General features: G+C 67.7%; 20 protein-coding genes and 3 rRNA genes. 4 read left to right on the top strand and 19 right to left on the bottom strand.

Going from position 1 to position 25,495, the window contains the following annotated elements; all coding sequences use genetic code 11:
- Positions 1-65: 65 nt before the first annotated feature.
- The 8 genes from ACQPXS_RS26510 to ACQPXS_RS26475 form a co-directional block, all read right to left on the bottom strand.
- On the bottom strand, positions 66-881 hold the full coding sequence (locus tag ACQPXS_RS26510; protein ID WP_433451755.1) for a phosphatase: 816 nt from the start codon (positions 879-881) through the stop codon (positions 66-68).
- 165 nt (positions 882-1,046) lie between these two features.
- Positions 1,047-2,219, bottom strand: a complete 1,173-nt coding sequence (locus ACQPXS_RS26505) for an acetoin utilization protein AcuC (protein WP_351802546.1) — start codon at positions 2,217-2,219, stop codon at positions 1,047-1,049.
- A complete protein-coding gene (locus ACQPXS_RS26500) occupies positions 2,170-3,381 on the bottom strand; it encodes an MFS transporter (protein ID WP_433451754.1) in 1,212 nt (403 codons plus the stop codon). Before ACQPXS_RS26500 ends, ACQPXS_RS26505 begins: the two co-directional genes overlap by 50 nt.
- Positions 3,382-3,462: 81 nt before the next feature.
- Positions 3,463-4,230: a VC0807 family protein gene (locus ACQPXS_RS26495; protein ID WP_433451753.1), complete on the bottom strand. Its 768-nt coding sequence runs from the start codon at positions 4,228-4,230 to the stop codon at positions 3,463-3,465.
- Positions 4,231-4,323: 93 nt separating this feature from the next.
- Positions 4,324-4,968 (bottom strand): HAD family hydrolase, encoded by a 645-nt coding sequence (locus tag ACQPXS_RS26490; RefSeq protein ID WP_433451751.1) that lies wholly within the window; start codon positions 4,966-4,968, stop codon positions 4,324-4,326.
- 59 nt (positions 4,969-5,027) lie between these two features.
- Positions 5,028-5,144 (bottom strand): 5S ribosomal RNA (gene rrf, locus ACQPXS_RS26485).
- 85 nt (positions 5,145-5,229) lie between these two features.
- Positions 5,230-8,344, bottom strand: a 23S ribosomal RNA gene (locus ACQPXS_RS26480).
- Between the two features lie 305 nt (positions 8,345-8,649).
- Positions 8,650-10,175: ribosomal RNA gene (locus ACQPXS_RS26475) — 16S ribosomal RNA — on the bottom strand.
- Together the 16S, 23S and 5S rRNA genes form the textbook arrangement of a ribosomal RNA operon.
- A gap of 818 nt (positions 10,176-10,993) precedes the next feature.
- On the opposite strand from ACQPXS_RS26475, the gene trpS reads away from it, so the two are divergent.
- Positions 10,994-12,022: a tryptophan--tRNA ligase gene (gene trpS, locus ACQPXS_RS26470; protein ID WP_433451749.1), complete on the top strand. Its 1,029-nt coding sequence runs from the start codon at positions 10,994-10,996 to the stop codon at positions 12,020-12,022.
- 74 nt (positions 12,023-12,096) lie between these two features.
- On the opposite strand, the gene proC is transcribed toward trpS, so the two are convergent.
- The 4 genes from proC to ACQPXS_RS26450 form a co-directional block, all read right to left on the bottom strand.
- The gene (gene proC / locus ACQPXS_RS26465) at positions 12,097-12,909 is read right to left on the bottom strand and encodes a pyrroline-5-carboxylate reductase (protein WP_351811127.1); all 813 of its coding nucleotides are present in this window, start codon (positions 12,907-12,909) and stop codon (positions 12,097-12,099) included.
- Between the two features lie 106 nt (positions 12,910-13,015).
- On the bottom strand, positions 13,016-13,816 hold the full coding sequence (locus ACQPXS_RS26460) for an ABC transporter permease (protein WP_433451747.1): 801 nt from the start codon (positions 13,814-13,816) through the stop codon (positions 13,016-13,018).
- A complete protein-coding gene (locus ACQPXS_RS26455; protein ID WP_365327569.1) occupies positions 13,813-14,613 on the bottom strand; it encodes an ABC transporter ATP-binding protein in 801 nt (266 codons plus the stop codon). The genes ACQPXS_RS26460 and ACQPXS_RS26455 overlap by 4 nt, the downstream gene beginning before the upstream one ends.
- 194 nt (positions 14,614-14,807) lie before the next feature.
- Entirely contained in the window at positions 14,808-15,608 is an 801-nt protein-coding gene (locus tag ACQPXS_RS26450; protein ID WP_433451745.1) for a class I SAM-dependent methyltransferase, read from the bottom strand.
- Between the two features lie 240 nt (positions 15,609-15,848).
- Between ACQPXS_RS26450 and ACQPXS_RS26445 the strand changes: the two genes are divergently transcribed.
- A complete protein-coding gene (locus tag ACQPXS_RS26445; protein WP_433455952.1) occupies positions 15,849-16,304 on the top strand; it encodes an SAM-dependent methyltransferase in 456 nt (151 codons plus the stop codon).
- A gap of 16 nt (positions 16,305-16,320) precedes the next feature.
- Here ACQPXS_RS26445 and ACQPXS_RS26440 read toward each other — a convergent pair whose 3' ends face one another.
- Genes ACQPXS_RS26440 through ACQPXS_RS26430 form a run of 3 tightly spaced genes read right to left on the bottom strand, consistent with a single transcriptional unit; the run spans position 16,321 to position 17,553 of the window.
- Complete coding sequence (locus ACQPXS_RS26440) at positions 16,321-16,845, bottom strand: EamA/RhaT family transporter (protein WP_433451744.1); 525 nt, start codon at positions 16,843-16,845, stop codon at positions 16,321-16,323.
- A gap of 42 nt (positions 16,846-16,887) precedes the next feature.
- The gene (locus ACQPXS_RS26435) at positions 16,888-17,232 is read right to left on the bottom strand and encodes an SH3 domain-containing protein (protein WP_433451742.1); all 345 of its coding nucleotides are present in this window, start codon (positions 17,230-17,232) and stop codon (positions 16,888-16,890) included.
- A gap of 21 nt (positions 17,233-17,253) precedes the next feature.
- Positions 17,254-17,553: an SH3 domain-containing protein gene (locus tag ACQPXS_RS26430; protein WP_433451741.1), complete on the bottom strand. Its 300-nt coding sequence runs from the start codon at positions 17,551-17,553 to the stop codon at positions 17,254-17,256.
- Positions 17,554-17,732: 179 nt separating this feature from the next.
- On the opposite strand from ACQPXS_RS26430, the gene ACQPXS_RS26425 reads away from it, so the two are divergent.
- The gene (locus ACQPXS_RS26425) at positions 17,733-19,832 is read left to right on the top strand and encodes a protein kinase domain-containing protein (RefSeq protein WP_433451739.1); all 2,100 of its coding nucleotides are present in this window, start codon (positions 17,733-17,735) and stop codon (positions 19,830-19,832) included.
- A gap of 52 nt (positions 19,833-19,884) precedes the next feature.
- Here ACQPXS_RS26425 and ilvD read toward each other — a convergent pair whose 3' ends face one another.
- From ilvD to ACQPXS_RS26405, 4 genes are all read right to left on the bottom strand, one after another.
- Positions 19,885-21,738, bottom strand: a complete 1,854-nt coding sequence (gene ilvD, locus ACQPXS_RS26420; RefSeq protein WP_433451738.1) for a dihydroxy-acid dehydratase — start codon at positions 21,736-21,738, stop codon at positions 19,885-19,887.
- A gap of 155 nt (positions 21,739-21,893) precedes the next feature.
- The gene (locus tag ACQPXS_RS26415; protein ID WP_351811097.1) at positions 21,894-22,505 is read right to left on the bottom strand and encodes a TetR family transcriptional regulator; all 612 of its coding nucleotides are present in this window, start codon (positions 22,503-22,505) and stop codon (positions 21,894-21,896) included.
- Entirely contained in the window at positions 22,502-23,326 is an 825-nt protein-coding gene (locus tag ACQPXS_RS26410; protein WP_351811094.1) for a sugar phosphate isomerase/epimerase family protein, read from the bottom strand. The genes ACQPXS_RS26415 and ACQPXS_RS26410 overlap by 4 nt, the downstream gene beginning before the upstream one ends.
- Before the next feature lie 147 nt (positions 23,327-23,473).
- Entirely contained in the window at positions 23,474-24,406 is a 933-nt protein-coding gene (locus tag ACQPXS_RS26405; RefSeq protein ID WP_356299828.1) for a Ppx/GppA phosphatase family protein, read from the bottom strand.
- 149 nt (positions 24,407-24,555) lie between these two features.
- On the opposite strand from ACQPXS_RS26405, the gene ACQPXS_RS26400 reads away from it, so the two are divergent.
- Positions 24,556-25,347 (top strand): hypothetical protein, encoded by a 792-nt coding sequence (locus tag ACQPXS_RS26400; RefSeq protein ID WP_390683539.1) that lies wholly within the window; start codon positions 24,556-24,558, stop codon positions 25,345-25,347.
- Positions 25,348-25,495: the final 148 nt, after the last annotated feature.

Below are 25,495 nucleotides of genomic sequence, written 5' to 3'. Positions count from 1 at the left end.
GCGTGCTCACTCCCCAATGTAGGGGCGGGTGATGCAAGTGGGGAAGAGGTGCACCCATCGCAGGCCTACTGTGACAGACACGCTCGTTTGAGTACGTAGCGGATGAGCGGCCGGTAGTACTCAGACCGCACGCCGTCATCAACCGGAACGACGACGGACACGCGCCCCTCCGCCTCCCCCACGAACAGCGCCGGATCGTCGGTGTCGGCCAGCCCGATGGCCTCGAAACCCAGCTGACCAGCACCGCAGACCCAGCCGTGATCCCCGACGACCAGCTCGGGCAACGGCCCTCCGCCTTCCGCCGCGGCCTCCAGCACGACCCGAACCGGCAGCGGCGAATGACTGTGCACGCCGGGCTCACAACCGGGGCGCCCGTCGGTGGTTTCCCGCACCAACCCGACCCGCCGTGCGTAGCCGAGGTGATGTGTACGTAGACCGAACCGGGTCAATATGTCGATACGACGACCCTGCGCGGGAGTGAGCACGTCACACCCCGCCGCCGAGAGCGCGTCCGCCAGGCCAGCGTAGAACCCGAGCAGCCGGTGTGGATGCCCGGTCCCGAACAGCACGGGCGCGCCGCGCCTGGCCACCTCCCGGATCCGCCCCGCGAAGAGATCCAATGCGGCCAGCGTCCGCTCCGGATCGATCACATCCGGCCCCGACGTGTGCCGGGGGTCGCCCGAGACCCCGCACTTCTGCGCCATCAGCTCGAGCAACTCCGCCTGCCCCCAGGCCCCCTCGGGATCGATCCCGATCAGCAGCCGGGGATCCCGGGCCGCGAACAGCCGATAACTGCGCAGACTGTCCTCCCGGGAGGTCCCCACCTCCCCGGCAAGCCGGACAGCCAGCAGATGCGCACGCAGAGCTCCGCTGGTCGACACGGTTGCGATGGTGACGCATGGGAGCAGGGGACGGGCGGGAAACCGGGGAATTGCGCACGGTCGGCGTAAACACCGGCCAGCCATCGCCCCGCCGGGGCCCGTACGCCGGGTGCGCCCGCCCAGTCCTATGGGCGCCTCCCCCGCCGACCGGGCCGTCTGATGGGTTCAGGGCAGCAGGCCGCGCAGCGGAAACGCCGCCCGGCGAGTAGCCCGTACGGCCTGATCCAAGCGGTCGGCCGGGTCGTACCCGGCCTCCCAGGACGCCCAACTCACCGGCCACCGTCCGTCGGTCATCCGCTGCGGCCCGAACTGCCGGGTCCGGGCGAACACCTCCTGCCGCCACGCCTCCGGGATCATCGCCTCCGGCTCCACCGGCCTGCCCGCCGCGATCCCCACCAGATGCGTCCACGACCGCGGCACGACGTCGACCACCGCGTATCCACCGCCCCCGAGCGCGACCCACTTGCCCCCGGCGTACTCGTGCGCCAGCTCATGACATGCCACCTGCACGGCCCGCTGCGCATCCAGCGACACGGCGAGATGCGCCAGCGGATCCTCGAAGTGCGTATCCGCCCCGTGCTGCGACACCAGCACCTGCGGCCGGAACTCCGCCAGCAACTCCGGCACCACCGCATGGAACGCCCGCAACCACCCGGCGTCCCCGGTCCCGGCCGGCAGGGCGACATTCACGGCCGCCCCCTCGCCCGCCCCGGCGCCGGTCTCCTCCGGCCAGCCGGTCTGCGGGAACAACGTACGGGGATGCTCGTGCAACGAGATCGTCAGAACCCGCGGATCCTCCCAGAACGCCGCCTGCACCCCGTCCCCGTGGTGCACGTCGACGTCCACATACGCCACCCGCTCAGCCCCCAGCTCCAGCAGCCGGGCGATGGCCAGCGAGGCGTCGTTGTAGATGCAGAACCCCGAGGCCCCACCCGGCATCGCATGATGCAGACCGCCCGCGAAGTTCACGGCGTGATCGGCGTCCCCGCGCCACACCGCCTCCGCCGCCCCCACCGACTGCCCGGCGATCAGCGCGGACACCTCGTGCATCCCCGCGAACGCGGGATCGTCGAGAGTGCCCAGCCCGTACGACCCGTCGGCCCCCGCCGGGTCCGCCGACGCCGCCTTCACCGCGTCGATGTAGTCCTCCCGATGGACCAGCCGCAGCGTGGACTCCCCGGCCGGCTTGGCCGCGACGACCTCCATCTCCCGGTCGAGCCCGAAGGCACCCACCAGTTTCCGGGTCAGTGCCAGCCGGACCGGATCCATCGGGTGGTCCGGGCCGAAGTCATAGCCCGTTACTGCCTCGTCCCACATCAGCTGTGCGCGGCCGCTCATGACCGCCACCGTATCGGTCAGGTTGAGCGGCGAACGACCTGGCGTACACCAACGTCACCAGCACCAACACCATCGGCACGAGCATGGCGCCCCGATAGCTCCAGCCATCGCCCAGAGCCCCCACCAACGGTGAACCGATCAGAAAGCCCACGTAATTGAAAATGTTCAGCCGCGCGATGGCCGCATCCGAAGCCCCCGGGAACAGCCGCCCGGCCGCCGCGAACGTCTGCGGCACCAGCACGCACAGCCCCAGACCCAAGAGCGTGAACCCGAGCATCCCGACCCACGCCCCGGGCGCCGAGGCCACCACCGCGAACCCCCCGGCCGCCACCAGCGTCCCGAGCCGTACGACCGCCACGGCCCCGAACCGCCGCACCCCGAAGTCCCCGATGGTCCGCCCCAGCAGCGTGGTCACCATGTACACGTTGTACGGGACCGTCGCCAGCTGCTCCGAGCTGCCCAGCACGTCCTTCAGATACTTAGCGCTCCAGTTGGAGACGGTCGAGTCCCCTATGTAGGCGAAGGTCATCACCAGACACAGCGGCAGCAGCAGCTTGAAGACGACACCCGCGCCCTGGCCCTGTTCCTCCCCCACGGGTGCCGGACCCCCGTCGACGTACCACCGGCTCCCCACGAGCGCCGCCGGCAGCAGCACGGCCACCACCGGCAGGTACGACACCCACAGCGCGAGATGCCAGTGCGCCCCGGCCCACGCCAGCGAGGCGCCCAGGATCCCGCCCAGGCTGTACGCGGCATGAAAGCTGAGCATGATGCTGCGCCCGTACGACCGCTGCAGGCTCACCCCGAGCATGTTCATGGAGCCGTCCAGCGCGCCCACGGCCAGCCCGAACGCGCCCAGCGCCACCGCCAGCTCCGCGATGTGCCCGCCCGCCCCGGCGCCGAGCAGCGCCAGCAGCACGACCGGCTGGGACCAGCGCAGCAGCCGGCTGGGCCGTATTCGCTTCACCAACTGCTCGGTGGTCACACTGCCGACACCGGCGAGGACCGGCACGGCGGCCAGGAAGACCGGCAGCAGCGCGTCGGAGACTCCGTACCGGTCCTGGATGGCCGGGATCCGCGTCACCAGCAAGGCGAAGGTGGCGCCCTGAGCGAAGAAGCTGAACGCCAGCGAGGCCCTACCGCGCCGCAGCACATCAGTCATGGCGGCGAGCGTAGGGCCCCGGGCTACCTGTGGGTAGATCCAGCCAAAGATGAATTTCCTTCAGCTTTACCGAGTGCGGGCTCAGGCGACGACAGCGACCTCGGACGCGGCCCCGGCCGCCGACGTCCCTGACTCGGCAGCCCCGGCCTCGCCCGCCTCGACCTCGGCGGACAACATCTTCTCCATCGGCTCGACGGCCAGGCCCCCGCTGACCACGAACCCGATCACCATCGCACCGACGAGGAAGACACCGCCGAGCCACACCATCGAGTCCACGGGAATGGTGTACGCACCCACGACCCGGGCGACACACTCGGCGAGCAGCACCAGCCCCCACACGACCGAGAACGCCTTCTCCTTGCTCCGGAAGGCCGCGGACCGGTCGGAAGCCCCGGAGACGAGCCGCTCCCAGGCGGCCTCCTTGGCCGCGTCGCCCTTCACCAGGAACGGCTTCATACCCGCGGTCATCATCGGCCTGCCCAGCCACACGGAGGCGAGGATCCCGAAGGCGACGACACTACTGACCCCGCTGTCCTTGGCGAGCATCAGCCGCGGGTCACCGGAGACGAAACTCAGCAGCAGGGAGACGACGTTGACGACCAGGATAAGACCGGCCAGGGCGTTAGTCTTCCGCTCTTTCACCAGGCCCCACACGGTCCGCACCGCCGGCACCACACTGCTCCAGGCGAGCGCCGCGAAGGTGCTCATACCGAAGGCGTCCTTGAAGAGGTAGTACGAGCCGAGCGGCACCGCCACGTCCAGGATCAGCGGCTTGAAGTTGTCCAGCACACTCGGGTTCTGCTTCCGCTGCTGCTCGGTCCGGCCCTGGGCCCCCGTGTTCTTCGTCATGCCCTCAGCTTCGCCGCCGCAGGGGGTGCGCCAGTAGAAACGATCGTCCGGACGTCCGCATGACAATTGTCAGGCACCGGGCGATGGCTTCCGTCAAACCAGCAGGTCAGCCAATTCGCCCATGGAGAAGAAGAGTTGGTCGGCGCCCGCCAGCTTCGCCGCCGGCGTCATCGCGGTGAACCCGTAGACCGTCATCCCGGCCGCCACGGCCGCCTGGACGCCCAGCGGAGAGTCCTCCACGACCAGGCACCGCTCCGGCGCCACCCCCATGCGCTCCGCGGCGTGCAGGAAGAGATCGGGCGCCGGCTTCCCACGCCCCACGTCCTCGGAACTGAAGATGCGGTCCTGCGTGAACCACCGGTCGAGCCCGGTCGTACGGTGCCCGACCCGGATCCGCGCATGACTCCCCGAGGAGGCCACGCAGTACGGCACCCCGCCCGCGGCCAGCTTCTCCAGTACGCCGGCCACACCCGCCACGGGCCGCAACTCCCGCTCGAACGCGGCGAACACGCGTGCGTGGAACACGTCGTCGAAGTCGCCCGGCAGCCGCTGCCCGGTCCGCTCCAGCACGAGCTCATGGATCCGGTGCATCGCCGAGCCCATGTAGTCCCGGATGGAGTCCTCGTACGACGTCGGGTGCCCCAACTCGGTCAGATAGCCGGCCAGCAGCCGGTTGGAAATGGGCTCGCTGTCGACGAGCACGCCGTCGTTGTCGAAGATGACGAGGTCAAAGCGCATGGACCAACCCTAAACGCAGAAAGGCCCACACCATCCGGTGTGGGCCTTTCCCAAGAATTGTTCGGCGGCGTCCTACTCTCCCACAGGGTCCCCCCTGCAGTACCATCGGCGCTGTGAGGCTTAGCTTCCGGGTTCGGAATGTAACCGGGCGTTTCCCTCACGCTATGACCACCGAAACACTATGAAACTGTGAACGCCGCACCGCATCTTTCAGCGGGGCTGTTCGTGGTTTCAGAACCAACACAGTGGACGCGAGCAACTGAGGACAAGCCCTCGGCCTATTAGTACCGGTCACCTCCACCAGTTACCTGGCTTCCAGATCCGGCCTATCAACCCAGTCGTCTACTGGGAGCCTTACCCCATCAAGTGGGTGGGAGTCCTCATCTCGAAGCAGGCTTCCCGCTTAGATGCTTTCAGCGGTTATCCCTCCCGAACGTAGCCAACCAGCCATGCCCTTGGCAGAACAACTGGCACACCAGAGGTTCGTCCGTCCCGGTCCTCTCGTACTAGGGACAGCCCTTCTCAAGACTCCTACGCGCACAGCGGATAGGGACCGAACTGTCTCACGACGTTCTAAACCCAGCTCGCGTACCGCTTTAATGGGCGAACAGCCCAACCCTTGGGACCGACTCCAGCCCCAGGATGCGACGAGCCGACATCGAGGTGCCAAACCATCCCGTCGATATGGACTCTTGGGGAAGATCAGCCTGTTATCCCCGGGGTACCTTTTATCCGTTGAGCGACGGCGCTTCCACAAGCCACCGCCGGATCACTAGTCCCGACTTTCGTCCCTGCTCGACCCGTCGGTCTCACAGTCAAGCTCCCTTGTGCACTTACACTCAACACCTGATTGCCAACCAGGCTGAGGGAACCTTTGGGCGCCTCCGTTACCCTTTAGGAGGCAACCGCCCCAGTTAAACTACCCATCAGACACTGTCCCTGATCCGGATCACGGACCCAGGTTAGACATCCAGCACGACCAGACTGGTATTTCAACGACGACTCCACACACACTGGCGTGCATGCTTCACAGTCTCCCAGCTATCCTACACAAGCCGAACCGAACACCAATATCAAACTGTAGTAAAGGTCCCGGGGTCTTTCCGTCCTGCTGCGCGAAACGAGCATCTTTACTCGTAGTGCAATTTCACCGGGCCTATGGTTGAGACAGTCGAGAAGTCGTTACGCCATTCGTGCAGGTCGGAACTTACCCGACAAGGAATTTCGCTACCTTAGGATGGTTATAGTTACCACCGCCGTTTACTGGCGCTTAAGTTCTCAGCTTCGCCCCACCGAAATGGAGCTAACCGGTCCCCTTAACGTTCCAGCACCGGGCAGGCGTCAGTCCGTATACATCGCCTTACGGCTTCGCACGGACCTGTGTTTTTAGTAAACAGTCGCTTCTCGCTGGTCTCTGCGGCCACCCCCAGCTCACCAAGTAAATTGGATCACCAGGACTGGCCCCCCTTCTCCCGAAGTTACGGGGGCATTTTGCCGAGTTCCTTAACCATAGTTCACCCGAACGCCTCGGTATTCTCTACCTGACCACCTGAGTCGGTTTAGGGTACGGGCCGCCATGAAACTCGCTAGAGGCTTTTCTCGACAGCATAGGATCATCCACTTCACCACAATCGGCTCGGCATCAGGTCTCAGACACGTGCAGGGCGGATTTGCCTACCCTGCGTCCTACACCCTTACCCCGGGACAACCACCGCCCGGGATGGACTACCTTCCTGCGTCACCCCATCACTCACCTACTACCAGCTTGGTCCGGCGGCTCCACCACTCCCCTTTGCCCGAAGGCTCCGGGGCGGCTTCACGGCCTTAGCATCACTGGATTCGATGTTTGACGCTCCACAGCGGGTACCGGAATATCAACCGGTTATCCATCGACTACGCCTGTCGGCCTCGCCTTAGGTCCCGACTTACCCTGGGCAGATCAGCTTGACCCAGGAACCCTTAGTCAATCGGCGCACACGTTTCTCACGTGTGAATCGCTACTCATGCCTGCATTCTCACTCGTCAACCGTCCACGACTACCTTCCAGTGCCGCTTCACCCGGCAGACGACGCTCCCCTACCCATCACAGCACCCGTTGGGGCTATACGCTGCAATGACACGACTTCGGCGGTACGCTTGAGCCCCGCTACATTGTCGGCGCGGAATCACTAGACCAGTGAGCTATTACGCACTCTTTCAAGGGTGGCTGCTTCTAAGCCAACCTCCTGGTTGTCTGTGCGACTCCACATCCTTTCCCACTTAGCGTACGCTTAGGGGCCTTAGTCGATGCTCTGGGCTGTTTCCCTCTCGACCATGGAGCTTATCCCCCACAGTCTCACTGCCGCGCTCTCACTTACCGGCATTCGGAGTTTGGCTAAGGTCAGTAACCCGGTAGGGCCCATCGCCTATCCAGTGCTCTACCTCCGGCAAGAAACACACGACGCTGCACCTAAATGCATTTCGGGGAGAACCAGCTATCACGGAGTTTGATTGGCCTTTCACCCCTAACCACAGGTCATCCCCCAGGTTTTCAACCCTGGTGGGTTCGGTCCTCCACGAAGTCTTACCTCCGCTTCAACCTGCCCATGGCTAGATCACTCCGCTTCGGGTCTTGAGCGTGCTACTACAGCGCCCTATTCGGACTCGCTTTCGCTACGGCTTCCCCACCCGGGTTAACCTCGCAACACACCGCAAACTCGCAGGCTCATTCTTCAAAAGGCACGCAGTCACGAGGATCCGAAGATCCCGACGCTCCCACGGCTTGTAGGCACACGGTTTCAGGTACTATTTCACTCCCCTCCCGGGGTACTTTTCACCATTCCCTCACGGTACTATCCGCTATCGGTCACCAGGGAATATTTAGGCTTAGCGGGTGGTCCCGCCAGATTCACACGGGATTTCTCGGGCCCCGTGCTACTTGGGTGTCTCTCAAGCGAGCCGTACAGATTTCGACTACGGGGGTCTTACCCTCTACGCCGGACCTTTCGCATGTCCTTCGCCTATCCATACGGTTTCTGACTCGCCGACCAGCCGGCAGACTGATCAAGAGAAATCCCACAACCCCGCATGCGCAACCCCTGCCGGGTCTCACACGCATACGGTTTGGCCTCATCCGGTTTCGCTCGCCACTACTCCCGGAATCACGGTTGTTTTCTCTTCCTGCGGGTACTGAGATGTTTCACTTCCCCGCGTTCCCTCCACACTGCCTATGTGTTCAGCAGTGGGTGACAGCCCATGACGACTGCCGGGTTTCCCCATTCGGAAACCCCCGGATCAAAGCCTGGTTGACGACTCCCCGGGGACTATCGCGGCCTCCCACGTCCTTCATCGGTTCCTGGTGCCAAGGCATCCACCGTGCGCCCTTAAAAACTTGGCCACAGATGCTCGCGTCCACTGTGCAGTTCTCAAACAACGACCAGCCACCCATCACCCCGAACCCGAAGGTCCGAGTGCACTGGGGCCGGCAACTGAGGAAAGTTTCATTCCCTCAGACACCCAACAGCGTGCCCGACACGATCAGCCGACCAGATCAGCGTTCCACGCCCCGAGGGGCAGTACTAGCGCCTGGTCCATCCTGGACCGTGCCGAATAATCAACGTTCCACCCATGAGCAACCAGCATCGGACGTTCGCCGATGTACTGGCCTCTGACCGAGCGAACCCGGTAAGAAGTGCTCCTTAGAAAGGAGGTGATCCAGCCGCACCTTCCGGTACGGCTACCTTGTTACGACTTCGTCCCAATCGCTAGTCCCACCTTCGACAGCTCCCTCCCACAAGGGGTTGGGCCACCGGCTTCGGGTGTTACCAACTTTCGTGACGTGACGGGCGGTGTGTACAAGGCCCGGGAACGTATTCACCGCAGCAATGCTGATCTGCGATTACTAGCGACTCCGACTTCATGGGGTCGAGTTGCAGACCCCAATCCGAACTGAGACCGGCTTTTTGAGATTCGCTCCACCTCACGGTATCGCAGCTCTTTGTACCGGCCATTGTAGCACGTGTGCAGCCCAAGACATAAGGGGCATGATGACTTGACGTCGTCCCCACCTTCCTCCGAGTTGACCCCGGCGGTCTCCTGTGAGTCCCCATCACCCCGAAGGGCATGCTGGCAACACAGAACAAGGGTTGCGCTCGTTGCGGGACTTAACCCAACATCTCACGACACGAGCTGACGACAGCCATGCACCACCTGTACACCGACCACAAGGGGGGCACTATCTCTAATGCTTTCCGGTGTATGTCAAGCCTTGGTAAGGTTCTTCGCGTTGCGTCGAATTAAGCCACATGCTCCGCCGCTTGTGCGGGCCCCCGTCAATTCCTTTGAGTTTTAGCCTTGCGGCCGTACTCCCCAGGCGGGGAACTTAATGCGTTAGCTGCGGCACCGACGACGTGGAATGTCGCCAACACCTAGTTCCCACCGTTTACGGCGTGGACTACCAGGGTATCTAATCCTGTTCGCTCCCCACGCTTTCGCTCCTCAGCGTCAGTAATGGCCCAGAGATCCGCCTTCGCCACCGGTGTTCCTCCTGATATCTGCGCATTTCACCGCTACACCAGGAATTCCGATCTCCCCTACCACACTCTAGCTAGCCCGTATCGACTGCAGACCCGAGGTTAAGCCTCGGGCTTTCACAATCGACGTGACAAGCCGCCTACGAGCTCTTTACGCCCAATAATTCCGGACAACGCTTGCGCCCTACGTATTACCGCGGCTGCTGGCACGTAGTTAGCCGGCGCTTCTTCTGCAGGTACCGTCACTTGCGCTTCTTCCCTGCTGAAAGAGGTTTACAACCCGAAGGCCGTCATCCCTCACGCGGCGTCGCTGCATCAGGCTTTCGCCCATTGTGCAATATTCCCCACTGCTGCCTCCCGTAGGAGTCTGGGCCGTGTCTCAGTCCCAGTGTGGCCGGTCGCCCTCTCAGGCCGGCTACCCGTCGTCGCCTTGGTGAGCCATTACCTCACCAACAAGCTGATAGGCCGCGGGCTCATCCTTCACCGCCGGAGCTTTCCAAGTTCACAGATGCCTGCGAACCTCGTATCCGGTATTAGACCCCGTTTCCAGGGCTTGTCCCAGAGTGAAGGGCAGATTGCCCACGTGTTACTCACCCGTTCGCCACTAATCCACCCCGAAGGGCTTCATCGTTCGACTTGCATGTGTTAAGCACGCCGCCAGCGTTCGTCCTGAGCCAGGATCAAACTCTCCGTGAATGTTTTCCCGTAATCGGGATGAACACCACGAGAGCGGTGCGAGAGGAGGAATAGTCCCCTCGCACACAGCGTCCTCGCTGTGTTATTTCAAAGGAACCTCGACCATCGGATTGTTCCGACGGACGGGGTATCAACATATCTGGCGTTGATTTTTGGCACGCTGTTGAGTTCTCAAGGAACGGTCGCTTCCTTTGTACTCACCCTCTCGGGCTTTCCTCCGGGCGCTTCCCTTCGGTGTTTCCGACTCTATCAGATCTTTCCGATCCGATTTCCTCGGTGCTTTCCAGGTTCTCGCTTTCGCGTTTCCCTTTCCGGCGGTTCCGACTCTATCAGATCCTTTCGGCGTCTGACTCCCAGTCAGCGGGTTTGTCTTCCCGGCCGTTGGGCCGTTCCGACGAGTGAGACTTTAGCGGATTCCGTGCTCCCGAGCTAATCGGGGGCTGCGTCCTTTCGAACGCGGATTCCTCATTCCGCAAATACGCACGCCAAAACAGTCGGCGCCGGAGCGTCGATTGCTGGTCGGTACTTGCGGAGTGGCTGTCCGGGGACCGACCGGAGTCGGCGCTCACGTCGGACAACCCGGAGAACACTACGGATCGGCGTGGCGCGTGTCAACTCTTGCCCCTGGTGCACTCCGGAGGCGTACCCTGGTCCGCATGACGACGCGTACGTGTACCCAGCTTTGGTGGGCCGCCTGACGGCGGCCGCACTCACGTATGCATCCAACGGCCGCCGCCTCGGCGGCCGTTCTCGTATCTCCTCCGGACTCCGGGGGCCGGCCGCAGGAGCGGCGGTCCCGACCAGGAGGTGGAGTGGAGATGAAACGGGTCTTCAGCGGGATTCAGCCGACCGGGCACCTGACGCTGGGCAACTACCTGGGAGCCCTGCGGCGCTGGGTGGAGACGGACCAGCACCAGGCCGACGCGCTGTTCTGCGTCGTGGATCTGCACGCGCTGACGGTGGACCAGGATCCGGCGCGATTGCGCCGGCTCAGTCGGCAGACGGCGACGCTGATGCTGGCGGCCGGGCTCGATCCCGAGGTGTGCACCGTGTTCCTGCAGAGCCATGTCGACGAGCACACGCGGCTGTCGTATCTGCTGGAGTGCGTGGCGACCGACGGTGAGATGCGTCGGATGATCCAGTACAAGGAGAAGGTCGCGCGGCAGCAGGAGCGCGGTGCGAGCGTGCGGCTGTCACTGCTGACGTATCCGGTGCTGATGGCGGCGGACATCCTGGGGTACGGCGCGGACGAGGTGCCGGTCGGGGACGACCAGGTGCAGCATGTCGAGCTGGCGCGGGATCTGGCCGTGCGGTTCAACCAGCGGTACGGGCACACGTTCGTGGTGCCGAAGGCGACGCGGCCGTCGGTCGCGGCACGGGTGATGAACCTGCAGAACCCGGTGACCAAGATGGGGAAGTCGGACGAGTCGGGGCTGGGGGTCGTGTATCTGCTCGACGAGCCGGACGACGTGCGGAAGAAGGTCATGCGGGCCGTCACCGACAGCGGGCGGGACGTGGAGTACGACCGGGAGGGGCGGCCAGGGGTCGCGAATCTGCTGGAGATCCTCGCGGCGTGCACGGGTGGGAACCCGGAGGCCTTGGCCGGTGGATATGAGTCGTACGGCGCCTTGAAGAAGGACACCGCGGAGGCGGTGGTGGAGGTGCTCAGGCCCGTGCAGGCCAGACACCGGGAGCTGTGCGCGGATCCCGCCTATGTGGAGGGGGTGCTGCGGGATGGTGCGGAGAAGGCGAGGGCGATGGCCCGTCCGACCGTCGATACGGCGTACCGGGCGATCGGGTTGCTGCCGCCGCTGTTCGAGACGGCGCTGAGCGGGGCCGGGCGTTAGGGCCATGCGGGAGGGGGCGGGGGTAAGGGCGGCTGACGGTGAGTCGTCGCCCGCCTCCTCCCCCCGGCGCCGGCTCAGTCCTTCTTGCCGGAGGCGAGTTCGCGGCTGCGGTCGCGGGCGGCTTCGAGGGCGGCGATGAGGGCGGCTCGTACGCCGTGGTTCTCCAGTTCACGGATGGCGTTGATCGTCGTGCCCGCCGGGGAGGTGACGTTCTCGCGGAGCTTGACGGGGTGTTCGCCGCTGTCGCGGAGCATCACGGCGGCGCCGATGGCCGACTGGACGATGAGGTCGTGGGCCTTGTCGCGGGGCAGACCGAGCAGGATTCCGGCGTCGGTCATGGCCTCGACCAGGTAGAAGAAGTACGCGGGGCCGGAGCCGGACAGGGCGGTGCAGGCGTCCTGCTGGGTCTCGGGCACGCGGAGTGTCTTGCCGACGGCACCGAAGATCTCCTCGGCGTGCGCGAGGTGCTGCTCGGTGGCGTGGCTGCCGGCGGAGATGACCGACATGGCCTCGTCGACGAGGGCGGGGGTGTTGGTCATGACGCGGACGACGGGGGTGCCTGCGGACAGGCGCTCCTCGAAGAAGGAGGTGGGGATACCGGCGGCGCCGCTGATGACGAGGCGGTCGGCGGGCACGTGCGGCGCGAGCTCGTCCAGGAGGGTGCCCATGTCCTGCGGCTTGACCGTGAGGATGAGGGTGTCGGCGGTCTTGGCGGCCTCGGTGTTGGTGACCGGGCTGACTCCGTAGCGGGTGCGGAGTTCTTCGGCGCGTTCCGGGCGGCGGGCGGTGACCAGGAGGTCGGCCGGGGCCCAGCCGGCCCGGATCATTCCGCTGAGCAGGGCTTCGCCGATCTTGCCGGTGCCGAGGACTGCGACTTTCTGGCTCATGGGGTCATCCTCGCACCGGGCCGTGAGGGTGCGGGGGGTTGTCCGGCAGGCGGAACACGGGCGGAGAGGCGGCCGTCCGGGCCGTTGGACCGGCGAAGGGCGGCGGTCAGGCCGTGCGGCGCCGGAGGGTGGCCGCGCCCAGGACCAGGACCAGCAGGGCGCAGCCCGCCACGATCAGGACGTCGCGGACGAAGGTCGCGGTCATGTCGGTGTGGTGCAGGACCTGGTTCATGCCGTCGACGGCGTACGACATGGGCAGGACGTCGGAGATCCCGGTGAGGACGGGCTGCATGTCGGACCGGGGCGTGAACAGGCCGCAGAGGAGGAGCTGGGGGAAGATCACCGCGGGCATGAACTGGACCGCCTGGAACTCCGAGGCGGCGAAGGCCGAGACGAAGAGTCCGAGGGCCGTGCCGAGCAGGGCGTCGAGGAGGGCGACGAGGAGCAGCAGCCAGGGTGAGCCGGTGACGTCGAGGCCGAGCACCCACACGGCGAGTCCGGTGGCGAGGGCGGACTGGACGATGGCGATCGCGCCGAAGGCGAGGGCGTAGCCGGCGATGAGGTCGGCCTTGCCGAGGGGCATGGCGAGGAGGCGTTCCAGGGTGCCGGAGGTGCGTTCGCGCAGGGTGGCGATGGAGGTGACCAGGAACATCGTGATCAGCGGGAAGATGCCGAGCAGGGATGCGCCGATGTTGTCGAAGGTGCGGGGGCTGGCGTCGAAGACGTAGCGCAGCAGGATCAGCATCACGCACGGGACGAGGATCATCAGCGCGATGGTGCGCGGGTCGTGGCGGAGCTGGCGCAGGACGCGGGCGGCGGTGGCGGCGGTGCGACCGGCGTTGATGACACCGGTCGGGGCCGGAACGGTCGTGATGCTGCTGGTGTCCGTGGTGGTCGTCGTGCTCATCGGGTGCTCTCCTTGGGTCGGGCTGCCGCGGCTGCCTCGTCGACGAGGTGGAGGAAGGCGGCCTCGACGGTGTCGCTGCCGGTACGGGTGCGCAGGGCGTCCGGGGAGTCGTCCGCGAGGATCTCGCCCTCGCGCATGAGGAGGAGGCGGTGGCAACGCTCGGCCTCGTCCATGACGTGGGAGGAGACGAGGAGGGTGGCGCCTCGGGTGGCGGCGATGTCGTGGAAGAGGTGCCACAGGTCGCGGCGCAGGACGGGGTCGAGGCCGACGGTGGGTTCGTCCAGGACGAGGAGTTCGGGGGAGCCGAGCAGGGCCACGGCCAGTGAGACCCGGTTGCGCTGGCCGCCGGAGAGGTTGCCGGCGAGAGCGTCTGCGTGGCTGGTGAGGTCGACGTCGGTGATGGCCCGGGTGACGTGCTCGTGGCGGCGCTCGGCGGCTGCGCGGCCGGGGTCGAGTATCGCGGCGAAGTACTCCAGGTTCTGCCGGACGGTCAGGTCGTCGTAGACGGAGGGGTCCTGGGTGACGTAGCCGATGCGCGAGCGCAGGGCGGGGTGGCCGGCCGGGTGGCCGAGGACCTGAAGAGTGCCGGTGACCTTGGCCTGGGTGCCCACGATCGAGCGCATGAGGGTCGACTTGCCGCAGCCGGAAGGACCGAGCAGGCCGGTGACCTGGCCGCGGGGGACCGAGAAGTCGAGGTGGTGGAGGACGGTGCGGGGGCCGCGGACGGCGGTGAGGTCGTGCGCTTCGACGGCTGGGACGGAGGACTGGGGTGGTGGCTCCGGCACATAATTCATCATGCGATGAATAATGTGCCTGGAGGGCCCGTGCGTCAAGGGCCGGCCGGGCACGTTCGCGGAGCCGGCGGCCGGGCACACAGACGGAAGCGGCGGCCGGGACGAACCCGGCCGCCGCTCGGGGCGACGCTTCTTCGCTGATGCTTGTTCGGTGATGGTTGTTCGCTGATGCTTCTTCGCTGATGCTTCTTCGCTGATCAGGGCTTGGTGGCGACGAGCAGAAGCACGTCGTAGGTCTCCTCGACCATGCCGTCCGGGAAGGCCTTCAGCAGATGGGCCCGCTCCTCCTCCAGGAAGGCGGTCCTGCGGTCCTCGGGCGTGAGGAGGAACGCCGAGTGGCTGCCGATGTTCGCGAGGTGGGTGTCGATCGTGACGCGGCGGCTCCAGCGGACCTCCCGGCGGCTGAAGCGGAGGCGGCCGCTGGGGTCGGCCAGTTCCGTGCGGCCGCCTTTCCGTTTCTCGGCGGCGACGTCCACACCGAGGAAACGGCCGATGCGGAGTGCCGCCTCGGCGATCCACTCCACGTCCAGGGCGTCGCCGTTCCACCACAGCGCCAGCGCACCGCCCGGCCGCAGCACCCGCAGCGCCTCCGGCACCGAGCGGGCCGTGTCGGTCCAGTGCCAGGCCTGGGCGTAGGTGACGAAGTCGGCGTGCGCGTCGGCGATGGGGAGGGCGTTGCCGTTGCCCCGGACGATCGGGAGATGCGGCAGCCCGCGGCGGAACTCGGCGGCCATGCCCTCACCGGGTTCGACGGCGAGCACGTCGGCGCCGCGTGCCTGCAGGAGGGCGGTCGCGATACCGGTACCGGCGCCGACGTCCACGACCCTGGCACCGGACAGCGACCGGCCGGCCAGTTCCTCGATGGCGTCGAAGAGGGCGGGCGGGTAGGAGGGGCGGTTCGCGGCGTACTGGGCGGCGGCGGAGTTGAAGGAGTGCGCGCGGGTTGCCGGCGAGGGCAGGGGTGGGGGCGGTGAGGAGGGCGGTTGCGTCACGGTCATACGGCCATGGTGGGGGTCATGGGGAGCTGGCGGCAGCGGGATTTCGGGGCGGGAGGGGCCGGGACGGTGGCGGGCGGCGGACTGGCAGGCCGGCGGAGGGTTGGGGTAGCGGGGCATGGCGGCCGCCGCGTGCGGATAGCGTGGGGCAAGTTGCTTGTGGTGCTTGCCGGTTAGGGGAAGGGGGCCGACGTGGCTGGGCAGGGTGAGGAAGCCGGGGAAGCGGTCGGAGAAGTCGGGGATGTGGTGGTGCGGCCGGTGGGGTGGGTCGTCGGTGGGCGGGCGGAGGTGCGGGACGACGAGTGGGGTGAGGTGCGTGCCGTGATCCGGATCGACGGTGCCCGGTTCTCCGCGGAGGCCTTGGCCGGGCTGGAGGACTTCTCCCACCTGGAGGTCGTCTACCACTTCGACCGGGTGCCGGAGGAGAAGATCGAGACCGGGGCCCGGCATCCGCGCGGCAACACCGACTGGCCGAAGGTCGGGATCTTCGCCCAGCGCGGCAAGAACCGGCCCAACCGGATCGGGGTCTCGCGCTGCCGTGTGCTGCGGGTCGACGGTCTTGAGGTGCACGTCGAGGGGCTGGACGCGGTGGACGGGACTCCGGTGCTGGACATCAAGCCGTACATGACGGAGTTCGGGCCGCAGGGCGCGATCCGTCAGCCGGAGTGGGCCACGGCGATCATGAGCCGGTACTACTGACCGCCGGAAACCCGTGTCACCGGCGCCGCTTCTTCTTGGACGGGTTGCCGGTGCGGCGGGAGGTGCGGCGCTCGTGGTCCTCGCGGGCCTTCTCGTACTCCTCGCGGTGCAGCTTCTCCCCCGGGGCCTCGGTCAGGGAGCGGAGGAAGTAGGCGAGGAGGGAGCCGACGAAGCCGATGGCGAGCAGGCCGCGCAGGGAGGCCTGGCGCTGTGGGTCGTGGCGCTTGCCGAAGCCCTCCCAGGTGTTGCGGAAGGCGAGCGCGCTGCAGATCGCGAACATGGCGATGATCAGCACGGTGACGAAGGAGCCGGTGTCGGCGATCCGGATGCCCTCGTAGGCGAAGCGGAGAACCAGGCAGGAGGCGACGGCGGCGGCGAGGGAGCCGACGGCGACACCGACGCGGCGGGCCGCGTAGCCGTTGTCGTGGTCCACCCAGCTGGTGCCGAAGAAGCGCAGGGGCTCGGGGCGGGGGCCGCCGCCGGGGGCCGTACCGCCCGAGGAGCCCGCCGGGGTGTCCGGGGTGCCGTTTTCGTCGCTCACGGAACGATTATGGCGCCGGGCGGGGGCGGGCTCGGGGCGGGGTCAGGAGCAGCGCGGGGCGATGTAGCCGTCGCTGCCGGTCTGGACGTAGGCGTCCGAGACGTACTCGCCGTTGTCGATGTTGTCCCAGATGTTGGAGGTGCCGTAGGGGCCGGTCACGGTCGTGCCCGGTGACTGGCAGTAGATCGGGACCTTGGCGCCCTCGGGCAGGAGGTACAGGACGTTGTAGCTGGTGCCGGGGCCGCTGCGGACGTTCAGACGGACACCCGGCGCGACCGAGTAGTAATGGAGGCCCGTGGCGGACGCCGATGCCGCTGAGCCGATCACCGTGAGGAAGGCTCCCGCGGTGGCGGCAAGGACGACGGCCCTGCGCTTGATGGAAGTCATCTCTGTCCTTTTCTGGAATGCTCAGCCGCAACGCGGGGCGATGTAGCCGTCGCTGCCGGTCTGGACGTAGGCGTCCGAGACGTACTCGCCGTTGTTGATGTTGTCCCAGATGTTGGTCGTGCCGTACGTGCCCGTCACGGTCGTGCCCGGGGTCTGGCAGAAGATCGGGACCTTCGCTCCCTCGGGCAGGACACGGACGAGGTTGTAGCTGGTGCCGGGGCCGCTGCGGACGTTCAGCCGGACGCCGGGGGCGACCGAGTAGTAGCGCAACGACTCCGCCGTGGCCTCTGCGGCGGTTTCTTCGGCGCGGTCAGTGGACATGCAAGGCCCCCCGTATCACCCCATGGCAGTCATAGGGTTGGTCGATTCCGATGGAAACGAGCCACGGAACAGTTGTGCGTAACTCGCGCGCGAAGGCTAGCAAGCCGCCTCCGTCTCGCACGAGTCATCGACTAGGCTCCGTGCGTCGCGCGCGCGGACGAACAGCACGGGGGTGGTCCATGACGCCACAGCGCAGCACCGGAGCGGGCGCGGAAGCGGAACTTCCCGAGTACGCCGGTCAGTACCTCCTGGAATCCTGCCTGGGGTCCGGTGGCATGGGCGTGGTGCATCTGGCCCGCAGTACCTCCGGGCTGAAGCTCGCGGTGAAGGTCGTGCACGCCGAGTTCGCGAGGGACCGCGAGTTCAGAGGCCGTTTCCGGCAGGAGGTTGCTGCTGCCCGGAGAGTGAGCGGCGCCTTCACCGCGCCTGTCGTCGACGCCGATCCGGAGACCGAACGGCCCTGGATGGCCACGCTGTTCATTCCCGGTCCGACTCTCTCGGAGCATGTGAAACGGAACGGCCCGATGCCGACTGCGCAGTTGCGGCGGCTCATGGCCGGCCTCGCCGAGGCGCTGCGCGACATCCATCGGGCCGGAGTCGTGCACCGGGATCTCAAGCCGAGCAACGTGCTGCTGGCCGAGGACGGCCCTAAGGTCATCGACTTCGGCATCTCCCGGCCCAAGGACAGTGAACTGCGCACAGAGACCGGAAAATTGATCGGGACACCGCCCTTCATGGCGCCCGAGCAGTTCCGTCGGCCGCGGGAAGTGGGACCGGCGGCGGACATCTTCGCCCTCGGCTCGGTGATGGTGCACGCGGCGACGGGACGGGGCCCGTTCGACTCCGACAGCCCTTATGTCGTCGCGTATCAGGTGGTACACGATGCGCCGGATCTGACGGGGGTGCCGGAGAGCCTCGCGCCGCTGGTGTTGCGCTGCCTGGCCAAGGAGCCCGAGGACCGGCCGACGCCCGACGAGCTGATGCGGGAACTACGGTCCGTGGCGGCCTCGTACGACACGCAGGCGTTCATACCGGCGCAGCGTGGCGGCGGTGACTTCCCGGCTGCGCAGTCGACCGCCGAGGAGCTGCCCGAGCCGCCGGTCCGGAGGCGGGTTCGCGGAAAGGTGGCGCTGGGCGCCGGGGTGTTCGGGCTCGTCGTGGCCACCATGCTGGTCTCGGTCCAATTGATCGACAGTGGCAGCCGTACGTCGGCCGGTGCCGGTCCACACACCAAGGCGGCCGCGTTCCACTCTTGGCAGGCCAAGCCACTGCCCAAGGCCTCGGGGTTGCCGCAGTGTTCCTACGGAGCGGGGAAGTTGCTGTGTGCGCAACCGGGAGTGGTCTTCGCCCTCTCCCCTGCCGACGGAAAGCTGCTGTGGCGCCATTCGGTCACCCGCGCGCACTCAAGCGGCCCGCCAGTCATCTCGGGCGGACTGGTGCAGCCCTACACGGACGGCGGCTCACGCCTGGCGGCGCTCGACCCGGGGTCGGGCAAGGAGGTCTGGAAGCACCTGTTGGGTCGGGACGCGACGGTCCGGTACGCGGACGGCATGATCCTGCTCACCGAAGCCGGGGGAAAGGTCACCGGCGTCGACAGCACGTCGGGGAAGACCCGCTGGAGCCGCCGGATCACCGGGCAGGGCAGTCCGGCCTTCGCCTCGTTTCCCGGCGCCTCACTGGCGTACGCGACGAGCACGTCCGCCGACGGGTCGAGCACCCACGTGTCCGCCATCGATCCGCACAGCGGTGACGTGCGATGGGAAGCCCGGCTGAACGGGACGCTGGTGCCTGTCGGGACCGGGCACGGCTCCGTCTTCTTCCTTTCCGTCGACCACGTCTACGGGGAAACGAAGGCTGTCGTCCGCTACACCCCCGGAACCCGGTCGACGCGCCGCATGGCGCTGCCGCTGGCGAGCGAGGCCGCCCAGGCCACTGTGCAAGGGGACGTCGTGTACCTCCTGGGCGCCAGTGGCTCCCTGGAAGCCGTGGACATGACAGCCCAGAGGCATCTGTGGCGCGTGGAGACCTCGGTGAGCCGGGGTTCGGCGCCAGTCGCGGACAGCCGGTACGTGTACTTCTCGGCGGGCGACGGACGCCTCCTCGCCGTGGACGCCCGCCGGGGCGCTCTCGTCGGGCAGACGCCCGCCCGCCTCGGCTCGGACGCGGCGACGGTCATGGGAGCGCCCGCCGCTCCCGTCCTCGTCGGCAACCACGTCTACGCCACCACCCCCGACGGCACCGTCTTCGCGCTCGACGGGCGGGACCCGTCGGGTTGGTGAGACGGCGGAGGGGCCGGCCCCGCGCGGGAGGCGGCCCCTCTCAGTCGGCTGCTCAGCCCAGCCTGGTCACATCCCGCACCGCGCCCTTGTCGGCGCTGGTGGCCATCGCGGCGTAGGCCCGCAGTGCCGCCGACACCTTGCGGTCGCGGTTCTTCGGGGCGTACACGCCGTTCAGGGACTGCTCGCGGCGGGCGAGTTCCGCCTCGTCGACCAGGAGCTCGATCGTGCGGTTGGGGATGTCGATGCGGATGCGGTCGCCGTCCTGGACGAGCGCGATGGTGCCGCCGGAGGCCGCCTCGGGGGAGGCGTGGCCGATGGAGAGGCCCGAGGTGCCGCCGGAGAAGCGGCCGTCGGTGATCAGGGCGCAGGTCTTGCCCAGGCCGCGGCCCTTCAGGTACGAGGTCGGGTAGAGCATCTCCTGCATGCCGGGGCCGCCCTTGGGGCCCTCGTAGCGGATGACGACGACGTCGCCGTCCTTGACCTCGTGGGTGAGGATGCGCTGGACGGCCTCCTCCTGGGACTCGCAGACGACCGCCGGGCCCTCGAAGGTCCAGATCGACTCGTCGACGCCGGCCGTCTTCACCACGCAGCCGTCGACCGCCAGGTTGCCCTTGAGGACGGCCAGGCCGCCGTCCTTGGAGTAGGCGTGCTCGACGGAGCGGATGCAGCCGCCCTCCGCGTCCTCGTCCAGCGCCTCCCAGCGCTCGGACTGGGAGAAGGCCTCCGCGGAGCGGACGCAGCCCGGCGCCGCGTGCCACAGCTCCAGCGCCTCCTGCGAGGGCGAGCCGCCACGGACGTCCCAGGTCTTCAGCCAGTCGGCCAGCGACGGGCTGTGGACGGCGTGGACGTCCTCGTTGAGGAGGCCCGCGCGGTGGAGTTCGCCCAGCAGGGCCGGGATGCCGCCGGCGCGGTGCACGTCCTCCATGTAGTACGTGCGGTTCTTCGCCACGTTGGGCGCCACCTTCGCCAGGCACGGCACGCGGCGGGAGACGGCGTCGATCTGCTCCAGGCCGAAGGGGACGCCGGCCTCCTGGGCGGCGGCCAGCAGGTGCAGGATCGTGTTGGTGGAGCCGCCCATGGCGATGTCCAGGGCCATGGCGTTCTCGAAGGCCTGGAAGGTCGCGATGTTGAGCGGGAGGACCGAGTCGTCGTCCTGCTCGTAGTAGCGGCGGGTGAGGTCCATGACCGTGCGGGCGGCGTCGACGTAGAGCTGCTTGCGTGCGGTGTGCGTGGCGAGGACCGAGCCGTTGCCGGGGAGGGACAGGCCGATCGCCTCGGTCAGGCAGTTCATCGAGTTGGCGGTGAACATGCCGGAACAGCTGCCGCAGGTGGGGCAGGCGTTCTCCTCGATACGGAGGATGTCCTCGTCGGAGATCTTGTCGTTGACGGCGTCGGAGATCGCGTCGACCAGGTCGAGCGTGCGGACCGTGCCGTCGACCAGGGTGGCGCGGCCGGACTCCATCGGGCCGCCGGAGACGAAGACCGTCGGGATGTTCAGGCGCAGGGCCGCCATCAGCATGCCCGGGGTGATCTTGTCGCAGTTGGAGATGCAGACCAGGGCGTCGGCGCAGTGGGCCTCGACCATGTACTCGACGGAGTCCGCGATCAGGTCGCGGGAGGGGAGGGAGTACAGCATGCCGCCGTGGCCCATGGCGATGCCGTCGTCCACGGCGATCGTGTTGAACTCGCGCGGGATGCCGCCCGCCTCCCTGATCGCCTCGCTGACGATCCGGCCGACCGGCTGCAGATGGGTGTGGCCCGGCACGAACTCGGTGAAGGAGTTCGCGACGGCGATGATCGGCTTCCGGCCGATGTCCGCACCGGGTACACCGGAGGCGCGCATAAGGGCGCGGGCGCCCGCCATGTTGCGGCCGTGGGTGACTGTGCGGGACCTCAGCTCGGGCATCGTCGCTCGCTCCTTCAATGACCTTCAAAGACCCTCTGGCGGTGAGTCCAGGGAGTTCCGACTGTCTCCGAGCGTACGCCGGTGCTCCAAACGCTGGACGCGGTTGTCCGGAATGCGGGACGGGTATCTCGCTGACGCAGCGCCCGGCGCGCGGCTCAGGCGCTGGTCAGGTGGTGCTGTACGACCGGTGCGACGCGCGCGATGATCTGCTCCAGGTCGACGGAGGCCAGCGGCTCCAGCTTGACGACGTACCGCATCATCGCCGTACCCACCAGCTGGGAGGCGGCCAGCTCGGCGCGCAGTTCGGCGTCCGGCAGGTCCAGCTGGGCGGCGACGCGGCGCATCAGCTGGGAGGCGACGAGGCGGCGGAAGACGGCGGCGGCGGTCTCGTTGTTCACGGCCGACCGGACGATCGCGAGGAGCGGCGTACGGGTCGTGGGGTTCTCCCAGATGCCGAAGATGAAACGGGTCAGCCGCTCTCCCACCCCGTCGAGGGGGCCGGCGGCCACCGCCTCGGGGGCGTTCAGCGCGGGCGCGAAGGCCACCGCGATCGCCGCCTCGAAGACCTGCTCCTTGGTGCCGAAGTAGTGGTGGACCAGCGCGGAGTCGACGCCGGCCGCCTTGGCGATCCCGCGCACGGACGTCTTCTCGTACCCACGCTCGGAGAACTCCTCGCGGGCGGCGGCAAGGATGCGGTCACGGGTGCCGGCGGACTCCGTGCGCGGGGGTCTGCCCCTTCTGCGGGTGGGCTGCTCGTGGTCGTTCATGGCCGGCGCACCCGTACCGCCGACGCCAGGTGCTTGCGGGTGAAGGCCAGGGCCTCGGCGAGGTCGGCCTCGCGTTCGGCGCTGGACATCGCCCGCCGGGTGTTGACCTCGATGACGACATGGCCGTCGAAGCCGGAGAGGGTCAGGTGTTCCAGCAGTTCGGCGCAGGGCTGGGTGCCGCGGCCGGGCACCAGGTGCTCGTCCTTGGCCGAGCCCCGGCCGTCGGCGAGGTGGACGTGGCCGAGGCGGTCGCCCATGCGGTCGATCATCTCCAGGGCGTCCGCGCGGGCCGTCGCCGTGTGGCTGAGATCGATCGTGAAGTGCCGGTAGTCGTGCTGGGTGACGTCCCAGTCCGGGGCGTAGGCGAGCATCTCGCGGTCGCGGTAGCGCCACGGGTACATGTTCTCGACGGCGAACCGTACGTCCGTCTCGTTCGCCATGCGCCAGACCCCGTCGACGAAGTCGCGCGCGTACTGCCGCTGCCAGCGGAAGGGCGGGTGGACGACGACGGTGGAGGCGCCGAGCTTCTCGGCGGCCGCGCGGGCCCGCTGCAGCTTGACCCAGGGGTCCGTCGACCAGACCCGCTGGGTGATCAGCAGGCAGGGGGCGTGGACGGCCAGGACCGGGATGCCGTGGTAGTCCGACAGGCGGCGCAGCGCCTCGATGTCCTGGCTGACCGGGTCCGTCCACACCATGACCTCGACACCGTCGTAGCCGAGGCGTGCGGCGATCTCGAAGGCCGTCGCGGTGGACTCCGGGTATACGGAGGCCGTCGACAGCGCGATACGCACGTCCGTTGGTTCAGCCACGTCCGTCACCATACGGTGTGCGGTGGTGCTGGTGCGGGGTGCCCGTTCGCCGTTGTGAGCTTTGCCATTCGGGCGGGTGCGGCACCGTCGTGGTCGCTCGCGCCCACGCGGCGGCGCCGCATCGGCGATACGGCCCCGCCCCTTCGGGACGCCGGCCGCCTAATCGGACCCCATGTGATCAAGCCGCCGCAGGATCACGCCCTCCCGCAGGGCCCAGGGGCAGATCTCCAGGTTCTCCACCCCGAACAGGTCCATCGCGGCCTCCGCCACCAGGGCCCCCGCCAGGAGCTGGCCGGCCCGGCCGTCGGAGACGCCGGGAAGCTCGGCGCGCTGCTCCACCGTCATGCCGGCCAGGCGCGGCACCCAGGCCTCCAGGGACTCGCGCTTGAGTTCGCGCTGGACGTAGAGGCCGTCGGCGCTGCGGGCGGCACCGGCGATGCGGGCGAGCTGCTTGAAGGTCTTGGAGGTGGCGACCACGTGGTCGGGGGCCCCGAAGCGGCTGAACTCGCCGACCGTGCGGGCGATCTCGGTACGGACGTGGCGGCGCAGGGCGCGCACGGCCTCGGGGGAGGGCGGGTCGCCGGGCAGCCAGCCCGCGGTGAGCCGGCCGGCGCCGAGCGGCAGGGAGACGGCGGTGTCCGGCTCCTCGTCTATGCCGTAGGCGATCTCCAGGGAGCCGCCGCCGATGTCCAGGACGAGCAGCTTTCCGGCGGACCAGCCGAACCAGCGGCGGACGGCGAGGAAGGTCAGGCGGGCCTCTTCCGCACCGGTGAGGACCTGGAGTCGTACGCCCGTCTCCTGCTCCACGCGCGCGAGGACGTCGTCGGCGTTGGTGGCCTCGCGGACGGCGGAGGTGGCGAAGGGCAGCAGGTCCTCGACGCCCTTGTCCTCGGCGGCCTGGAGGGCGTCCTGGACGACGGCGACCAGCTTGTGGATGCCGTCGTTGTCGATGGCACCGCTCTCGTCGAGCAGTTGGGCGAGCCGAAGTTCGGCCTTGTGGGAATGCGCGGGCAGCGGGCGCGCGCCGGGGTGGGCGTCCACCACCAGCAGATGCACCGTGTTCGAACCCACGTCCAGGACACCGAGTCTCATATACGGAACGCTACTGCCAGATCGCCCGTCGACGGTCCCCGGAGCGGTCCTCGGCCACTTACCCTGGACATGTGCCAAAGACGAAAAAGGCGAAGGACCACAAATCCTCCAAGGAATCGAAGGATTCTGCGCAAGCGAAGGCGTCGTCGGTGACCAAGAAGTCCAAGCAGGCCAAGCAGGCCCCCCGGGTGAGCGACGAGAAGGGGCTCGACTTCGCGCGCGCCTGGGTGGAGTTTCCCGATCCCGCGGACGACGAGCAGGTCTTCCGCTGTGATCTGACATGGCTGACCTCTCGCTGGAACTGCATCTTCGGCAGCGGCTGCCAGGGCATCCAGGCGGGCCGCGCGGACGACGGGTGCTGCTCGCTGGGCGCGCACTTCTCGGACGAGGACGACGAGAAGCGGGTCGCCGAGCATGTGGCACGGCTCACGCCGGAGATCTGGCAGCACCACGACGAGGGCATGCGGCACGGCTGGGTCTCCAAGGACGAGGAGGGCTCCCGCCAGACCCGTCCCTACCAGGGCTCCTGCATCTTCCAGAACCGGCCCGGCTTCGCCGGCGGCGCGGGCTGCTCGCTGCACATCCTGGCGCTGCGGGAGGGCCGGGAGCCGCTGGAGACCAAGCCGGACGTGTGCTGGCAGCTGCCGATCCGGCGGACGTACGACTGGATCGACCGCCCCGACGACACCCGGGTCCTGCAGATCTCCATCGGCGAGTACGACCGCCGGGGCTGGGGTCCGGGCGGCCACGACCTGCACTGGTGGTGCACCTCGGCGACCTCGGCACACGGCGCGGGCGAGCCGGTCTACGTCTCCTACCGGGCCGAGCTGACCGAACTGATGGGCAAGGCCGGCTACGACCGCCTGGCCGAGCTCTGCGAACAGCGCCTGGCCTCCCAGCTGCCCCTGATCGCCCCCCACCCGGCGGACCCGGCCCCGTAACCCCACCGAGCCGATCCCTCCCCACCCGCCCCACCGTCCCGGTCGGCCGGGCGGGCACCCGACGGAACGGTCGCACGGGGGCTGTTGTGACGCTCGCCGGGATCCATGGGCGTCGCCGGGGTCCATGGACGGATGCGTCCCCACGCCC

The sequence above is a fragment of the Streptomyces sp. CA-142005 genome, assembly GCF_050942335.1.
In the GTDB taxonomy this organism is placed as follows: Bacteria; Actinomycetota; Actinomycetes; order Streptomycetales; family Streptomycetaceae; genus Streptomyces.
This window is presented reverse-complemented; position numbering and strand designations above follow the sequence as displayed.